This window comes from Luteimonas lutimaris (assembly GCF_039537065.1).
Taxonomy (GTDB): Bacteria; Pseudomonadota; Gammaproteobacteria; order Xanthomonadales; family Xanthomonadaceae; genus Luteimonas; species Luteimonas lutimaris.
On sequence record NZ_BAAAZU010000013.1, the window covers coordinates 1 to 7,580 of the forward strand.

The window sequence follows — 7,580 nt, forward strand, 5'->3', positions numbered from 1 at the left end:
GGGCGCAGTCGGGGCTATGGCTGAGCGCGTACGGCACGGCGGGGGAGACCCCGGCGGGCGACGCCGTGGGCCCGACGGCGCTGCTGACCCAACTCAAGACGCTGGGCCAGACGTTCTCCGAAGCGGCGACCACGCACCAGACGGTGAAGCTGGCCGGGCACGAAGGCGTCGAGTCGAAGAGCGCCTCACACCTCATTGAAGACCAGTCCCCGCTACCGGCCTTCCTGACCAGCGTGAAGACCACGGTGCCGGGTGAGGCTTACGAGCAGGCCCGCGGCAGCGCCGCCGAGCGCAGTCCCGCGGCGGCCGACGGCCGTGTCCCGCACAGCGGTGACGCCTTGCTGGGCCTGGCGGCGCCGGCGGGCATTGGCTTGGTCGCCGGCCAGGGCCTGACGTGGAGCGCGGGCGAGACGCTGACGCTGGCCAGCGGCCAGGGCAGCAACCTGGCCGTGGCCGGCCACCTGCGGGTGCACAGCGGGCAGGCGATCGGGCTGCTGGCCGCGGCGGTGGAGGGGCAATCGGAGGAGACCGCGCTGAGCATCGTGGCGGGCAATGGCGAACTGGACGTGCAGGCGCAGAACGACGAAGCACGGCTGCGCAGCCGGGACCAGCTCAAGGTGGTCAGCGCCAACGCCGAGGTGGAGCTGGCGGCGGGCAAGACCGTGCACCTGGCCACGGCGGGCGGTGCGAGCCTGACGATCGAGGACGGCAACATCGTCATTGCGTGCCCGGGCACGATCAAGGTGCATGCGGGCAAGAAGAACTTCGTGGGGCCGACGAAACTGGATTATCCCTTGCCAGAATTCAACGAGTCGGAGTTCTGCCTGTCCTGCTTCCTTCGGGCCGCAAGCAGGGGAGCGCCGGTGGTTCCCGCTGATGGGGCAGGTTGACGATGCCGGATTTCCTGTTTCTGGATGGCGCCCAGCTTGAAACCAAGGGCGGAGCCGCAGAAATCTTGGGCGACCGTTCCTGTCGCCGAATCTACGATCCGCTGGGAGAAGCCGCCGCGCGAATGGGGCCGGTCATAGCGGAAGCGGACACGGAATTGCTGGATGCAGCGGTGGCGTGGGAGATGAGGCCCCCGAGGAGCCATGCGGTATCCCGCGTCGAGGCATCGGTTGGACTTTCGCAATTGGCACTGCACTTCTGGTCGATCAGGCACGTCCAGCTGACTGAACATCGTCAGCATTTTCTCCGCTACGTCGATACTCGGGTGCTGGAGAACCTGATGCGGGTACTGACTCCGAGGCAGGTCGCCCAAGTCTTCGGGCCGGTTAAGCGGTGGGAAATTCGGGGGCGTGACGGCGGACGCATCGTCCTTGAACATCCCGGCGTACCCTCAGCACAGGGCGCGCTGCGCCTTTCGGAAGGACAGGGGCGGGAGTTGCTTCGCCTTTCACGCCCGGACCAACTGCTTGCAGACGTGATCGAAGACGAACCTGCACTGATAGAGAAAGGAGATGCTGCGCAACTCCACGTATGGGCGCAGCAGGCGCTGCGGTTTCTGGAAGAACTGCGGATGTGGTCGCCGCCGCTGCAGTTGGCGGTCGGAACCGCGGCCTTGCGGACTTCGGGCGCGGCCCTTGGCGATTCCTCTTTCGGGGATGTCGTGCGCACGGCGGCGGAGCGCGGCGATATGGAGCCGCTCTATGCCTGGAAGCCCGCTGTCGGTGCGCATGAAACCCCGGCATGAAGAACCCTGCGCATGCATCGATGGCGCCGGGGAGGCGAATTCGCTGGAGATGGCCCTTGGTCATCTTGCTGCTGGTCCTTGCTTCAACCGGCTGCGATGCGCGGCTGCCGCAGGACGAGATGGTGGGCGTGGGCATCACCGGTATCGACCACCTGCCGGATCACCTGAGCATCCAGGACTTCTGGGTGAATGGATACAACGCCTTTCGGGCAGGGCAGGGAAGCGGGACGGTGTGCTGCGCGATGCTCCCCGCGCACTGGCGGCCGGGCCTGACGGTGCAGGTGCGCTGGGAGATCGACAACTGGCGGGACAAGACCTACAGCATGCACGAAGCGACGGTGCCGGTGGAGCGCTACGACGAGGTCGGGCGGCTGTGGGTGCATTTTCTGAAGGATGGCTTGGTGCGGGTCGTGTCATCCAATTACGGTGTGCCTGTTGATCACCCGGATAACAAACACCCAGTTACGGATTCCATTCCCCAGAAGGAACCTTGGAAGATGTACCCGCGTTCCGAGGGCGAACCCCTGTTCCGGGAAGTCGAGGACGCAAGCAAGGAAGCAGATGATGGACGTGATCACTGAACCCCGTCGTACGTTCGTAGTGTCCGCAGGGTCGCAGGAGGCTTGAAGTGGGAAAGTCGGAATTGATGGTCTGGCGAACATGTCGGGGAGAGAGTTTGGATCAGGCCGCGAGCTCGTGCAGTTCGCTGGCTGCCAATTGGGTTCGTCTGCTCTTCGCCATGCTGCTTGCGTTGATGGCGACCGGTTGCGACGCGCGGCTGCCGCAGGACGAGATGGTGGGTGTGGGTATCACCGGGATCGACCACCTGCCGGATCACTTGAGCATCCAGGACTTCTGGGTGAATGGATACAACGCCGCACAGGCGGGAAAAGGTGGCAGTACCGTTTGCTGCGCAATGCTCCCCGCGCGCTGGCGGCCGGGCCTGACGGTGCAGGTGCGCTGGGGAATCACCAACTGGCGGGACAAGACCTACAGCATGCACGAGGCGACGGTGCCGGTGGAACACTACGATGAAGTCGGGCGGCTGTGGGTGCATTTTCTGAAAGATGGTTCGGTGCGGGTCGTGTCATCCAACCTGGCCGCGTGGAAGCAGCATGCCGACTACCCCGGACCGCATGACCCCATTCCCCAGAAGGAACCTTGGAAGATGTACCCGCGTTCCGAGGGCGAACCCCTATTCCGGGAAGTCGAGGACGCAAGCAAGGAAGCAGATGATGGACGGAGTCGCTGAAAGCCATCCTGGCGGCGTACAGGGCGTCACGCCCGTTCGGCCCACCCAGGCCTGCAATCCCGAGAACTGCGAGGTGCGTGCCCATATCGGCGTGTTCTTCGACGGCACGGGAAACAACCGCTACCGGGACGAACCCGGTCGCAGTGATAGTAATGTGGCACGTCTGTTCCGTAGCTATCCGGATCAGCCAGGGGCTGGCTACTATCGTATGTACATTCCTGGCGTAGGAACCCGTTTCCCGGAAATCGGGGAGGACGCCCTGGAGAGCAAGTCGGGATTGGGCTTTGGCGATGGTGGCGAAGGCCGCATCCTGTTTGGCTTGCTGCATGTGCTGAATTCCATGCACGAAGCAGCCGATCACCGCGGCGATGTCATGTTCCAGCCCGAGGTCGTCAAGCTTCTTTGCAGCCTGGACTACACGGAAGACGTGGAGCTGCTGCGGCCATTCGGCCTGCGTGGCGGCCTGGTCAGCGGATGGCCGTCCGGCCTCGGCAACCGCAGTGTCTTTCTGAAAACCCAGGGTAAGAAACTGGCCGACAAGATCGCCGGCTCCAACAAACCCCGGCTGGTCGAAGTGATGATCGACGTGTTCGGGTTCTCGCGCGGGGCAGCCGAGGCGCGGACGTTCTGCAACTGGCTGGACGAGTTGTTCTCGGGCAGCACCCTGTTCGGCGTGAAGGCGCAGGTCCGGTTCCTGGGCATCTTCGACACAGTGGCATCGGTTGGCATGCCTGCTTCCGCCACCGGATTCACCGATGGTCATCTGAGCTGGGCGGATGCGCCGATGCTGCGTATCCCGTCGCGCGTGCAGAACTGCGAGCACTACATTTCCGCACACGAGAACAGGCCGTCGTTCCCGCTGGACATGGTGCGCCTGGAGGATGGCTCCCTGCAGCAGAACTGCCGGCAGTACATCTATCCGGGCATGCATTCCGACCTGGGCGGAGGTTATGCACCAGGCGAGCAGGGGCGCGAGCCTGGTGACGACCACAAGCTGTCGCAGATTCCGCTCAACGACATGTACGACGCCGCAGTCGCTGCCAAGGTTCCCTTGGACAAAACGCTGTCGATAGCGGTGGATGGTTATGATCCTTTCGTTGTCGCGCCGAAGCTGCGCGAAGCCTATGACGCCTGGAAGGCGGCAGCCGGAGGTGCGAAGTCGACACGCGAGTGGCTGTTGCCCTATCTGGCGTGGCGCTATGAAGTGCGCCATCGTTTCAACGAACTGCCCGCAACGCAGCGTGCGGATGCGAAGGATCGAGGGGACCTCGTCGGCGCAAATGCAACGCTGCTCGCCGACATCGAGTCGATCGAGAATCCGCCGACTTGGGGCGCCCGGGCTGCCGAAATCGTGACGGGACCCGTCGGGCGCTGGGTAATCGGTCGCAACTACGACGACCTGGCTCCGGAAGCGCCCGAGATACTGAGCCGAATCAAGACGTTGGCTGTACCCGAGGCGATGGCATACCTGTTCTCAAACTATTGCCACGATTCTTTCGCCGGGTTCAGGCCGATGGATTTTGGCGTGCCGGTGTTGGACGGGGGCGGCTGGGAGTCGGAAGGCTATCTGCGCTGGCGTGTGCATTATCGCGGTACCGACAAGCGGTTCACCCTGCGGCAACAGCGGGATGATTCTCAGGCGGCGGATGGCGTGATGCTGGCGTCCGTCGGCTCGAAAGGACCGGCAGTGGTGCCGATGGGGTGAAAAGGGCGGTCGACACTGACGGGGTGTGGGCGACTGTGACGTCCCCCCGATAAATTGGGCCAGCCAGAACTAGAGGATTCGGCGACACTCAGGCCCAAGGAGGCCCGTCGCCATGAAGAAGTCGAAGTTCACCGAGGAGCAGATCGCATTCGCCCTGAAGCAGGCTGAGACCGGTACGTCGGTCGAGGAGGTTTGCCGCAAGATTGGCATCTCGCAGGCCACGTTCTATGCTTGGCGGAAGAAGTTCGCCGGGCTTGGCATATCGGAGCTCCGGCGGCTGCGCCAGCTTGAGGATGAGAACCGCAAGCTCAAGCAGCTGGTGGCCGACCTGAGCCTGGACAAGGCCATGCTGCAGGACGTCCTGGCAAAAAAGCTCTAAGGCCCGCGCAGCGCAAGGCGCTCGTGGGCCATCTTGTAGATCGCTATCGGGTCGGCGTCCGACGTGCCTGTGCTGTGGTGCGCCAGAGTCGAGCTGGCTGGTACTACCAACCCAAGGAGAAGGATGATGCTCCGTTGCTGCGGCGCATGGAAGAGATTGCTGCCACGCGCGTGCGTTACGGCTTTTGGCGGATCTACGTCTTGCTACGGCGGGAGGGTTGGCTGATCAACCACAAGCGCGTTTACCGCTTGTATCGACAAGCTGGCCTCAACCTGCGTCGCAAGCGTCCGCGACGACGCAAGGCAGCGGCACATCGGCTCGAGCGGGTGGTATTGGCGGCACCGAACCAGTGTTGGAGCATGGACTTCGTGGCCGATGCTTTGTTCGATGGCCGCCGCTTCCGGGCGCTCACGGTCGTGGACAATTTCACCAAGGAATGCTTGGCCATCGAGGTCGATGCACAGTTCAAGGGCAAGGATGTTGTTGCTGTCATGGAGCGCTTGAAGCACCAGCGCGGCCTGTCGCAGCGGATCCAAACGGACAACGGCAGTGAGTTCATCTCCCTGGCCCTGGCCCTCAACCAAAACGCCGAATTTTCCAGTTCAGGCCGGACCAGTTAAGGGGAGGACGTCAGTGGCCTGGCGCGCTACCGGATCTGCCTGGTGCCGTGGACGTGGCTGCTGACGCAAGGGCGGCACAGCCGGGTGTTCCAGGACCGCAGCGTGGTCGGGATCGTGGAGGCGGTGTTCGCCGACTACGCACCGCTGGCGGCCTGGCAGCTGGGCGATGAGGTCGGCCCGTTCCTGGGCGAGCGCGAGCGCAGCTACTGCGTGCAGTACCGCGAGAGCGACTTCGACTTCGTCAGCCGCCTGCTGGCCGAGGAGGGCCTGGGCTGGCGGCTGGAAGAAGACCCCGAAGCAGCCGCCGGACATCGGCTGGTGTTGTTTGCCGACAGCGCGGCGCAGCCGGAGGACGTGCTCTCGGCCGGCGGCGGCGGGATCCGCTTCCATCGCAGCGACGCGACCGAGTCGGCGGACAGCCTGCAGGCCTTCGGCCGGCGGCAGCGCATCGGCGCGGACCGGCTGACGGTCCTGGGCCACGACTACAAGACCGTGCGGGCGAACACGGCGCAACTGCCGCTGCAGGCCGAGGAAGGCTTGGGCTGGCGGCTGGAAGAAGACCCTGAATCGGCCGTCAGGCATCGGCTGGTGCTGTTTGCCGACAGCGCGGCGCAGCCAGAGGACGTCCGCTCGGCCGGCGACAGCGTGTTTGATTTCCGCTCCCTGCCGACCTCGAGGGCACAAGGGGCAAGGCAGTGAGGTCGGGCCCGGGCTTTCGAGGGAACTCGGGGCAGCAGTCGTATTGTGCGACCGGGTTCTCGCATTAGGTGGGGGCAGGCCGGCTGGAAGAGTCCATGAGCCGTCGCCGGGCTTTTTTGGTTAGGATGTGCCATGGAGCCATACCGGCAGGTATGGCGACGGGTGGTCAGAACAGGACGGATTGACGGCCAGGGGAAAGGACGATGGATCTGCAGGATGCATTGGCGTCACTGGTTGGCATCGACGATGCCACCCGTCTTTACCGGATCGAGCTGCCGCAGGCGACGAACCTGCTGGTGGAGCGTTGGTGCGGGCAGGAGTCGCTGTCGCAGGGGTTCGCATGGTGGGTCGACCTGCTGGCGACCGACGCGACGCTGGACCTGGAGGCGTGGCTGGGCCAGCCGGCCCGGCTGGTCACCCGCCTTGCCGACGGCAGCGACTGCACGCGCAGCGGCCTGGTGCGCGAGGCGGCATGCCTCGGGAGCGACGGTGGCTTGGCGCGCTACCGGATCTGCCTGGTGCCGTGGACGTGGCTGCTGACGCAAGGGCGGCACAGCCGGGTGTTCCAGGACCGCAGCGTGGTCGGGATCGTGGAGGCGGTGTTCGCCGACTACGCACCGCTGGCGGCCTGGCAGCTGGGCGATGAGGTCGGCCCGTTCCTGGGCGAGCGCGAGCGCAGCTACTGCGTGCAGTACCGCGAGAGCGACTTTGACTTCGTCAGCCGCCTGCTGGCCGAGGAGGGCCTGGGCTGGCGGCTGGAAGAAGACCCCGAAGCGGCCGCCGGACATCGGCTGGTGCTGTTTGCCGACAGCGCGGCGCAGCCGGAGGATGTCCTCTCGGCCGTCGGCGGCGGGATCCGCTTCCACCGCAGCGACGCGACCGAGTCGGCGGACAGCCTGCAAGCCTTCGGCCGGCGGCAGCGCATCGGCGCGGACCGGCTGACGGTCCTGGGCCACGACTACAAGACCGTGCGGGCGAACACGGCGCAACTGCCGCTGCAGGCCGGGTTCGAGCCGCCGTCACCGCTGGAAGCCTACGACCCGGGCGGCGCCTATGCGTTCGCCAGCGCGGCCGAGGCCGATCGTTACGCCGGCCTGATGGCACAGGCGCGCGAGGCGTCGGCTGCAGGCTGGTTCGGGCAAGGCACGGCGCGCAGCTTCCGCGCCGGCACCTGGTTCCGGCTGTCGCAGGCGCCGACGGCGCCGGGCGCGGACGCGCCACCGGCCGAGATC

6 protein-coding genes and 2 pseudogenes are annotated in these 7,580 nt (G+C 65.3%); all 8 read left to right on the forward strand.

The window, feature by feature from the left end; all coding sequences use genetic code 11:
* A partial coding sequence (locus ABD679_RS10925; protein ID WP_344760022.1) for a DUF2345 domain-containing protein occupies nt 1–890 on the forward strand: 890 nt, incomplete at its 5' end.
* A 2-nt stretch (nt 891–892) separates the two neighbouring features.
* Complete coding sequence (locus ABD679_RS10930) at nt 893–1,693, forward strand: DUF4123 domain-containing protein (protein ID WP_344760023.1); 801 nt, start codon at nt 893–895, stop codon at nt 1,691–1,693.
* Nucleotides 1,694–1,749: 56 nt separating this feature from the next.
* Nucleotides 1,750–2,274 carry a DUF3304 domain-containing protein gene (locus ABD679_RS10935; RefSeq protein ID WP_344760024.1) on the forward strand — a complete coding sequence of 175 codons (525 nt, stop codon included), beginning with the start codon at nt 1,750–1,752 and terminating at the stop codon, nt 2,272–2,274.
* Between the two features lie 95 nt (nt 2,275–2,369).
* A complete protein-coding gene (locus ABD679_RS10940) occupies nt 2,370–2,945 on the forward strand; it encodes a DUF3304 domain-containing protein (protein WP_344760025.1) in 576 nt (191 codons plus the stop codon).
* Nucleotides 2,929–4,650: a T6SS phospholipase effector Tle1-like catalytic domain-containing protein gene (locus tag ABD679_RS10945; protein WP_344760026.1), complete on the forward strand. Its 1,722-nt coding sequence runs from the start codon at nt 2,929–2,931 to the stop codon at nt 4,648–4,650. The genes ABD679_RS10940 and ABD679_RS10945 overlap by 17 nt, the downstream gene beginning before the upstream one ends.
* A gap of 112 nt (nt 4,651–4,762) precedes the next feature.
* Nucleotides 4,763–5,601: pseudogene (locus ABD679_RS10950) on the forward strand (IS3 family transposase); the annotation flags it as partial.
* A gap of 66 nt (nt 5,602–5,667) precedes the next feature.
* Nucleotides 5,668–6,171, forward strand: a pseudogene (locus ABD679_RS10955) (contractile injection system protein, VgrG/Pvc8 family); the annotation flags it as partial.
* A 380-nt stretch (nt 6,172–6,551) separates the two neighbouring features.
* Nucleotides 6,552–7,580: type VI secretion system Vgr family protein (locus ABD679_RS10960; RefSeq protein WP_344760028.1), on the forward strand; the 1,029-nt coding region annotated here is incomplete at its 3' end.

Excerpts from the sequence above, each read along its gene's own strand:
- ABD679_RS10930 (WP_344760023.1), top strand. The coding sequence starts at position 893 with ATGCCGGATTTCCTGTTTCTGGATGGCGCCCAGCTTGAAACCAAGGGC.
- ABD679_RS10945 (WP_344760026.1), top strand. The coding sequence starts at position 2,929 with ATGGACGGAGTCGCTGAAAGCCATCCTGGCGGCGTACAGGGCGTCACG.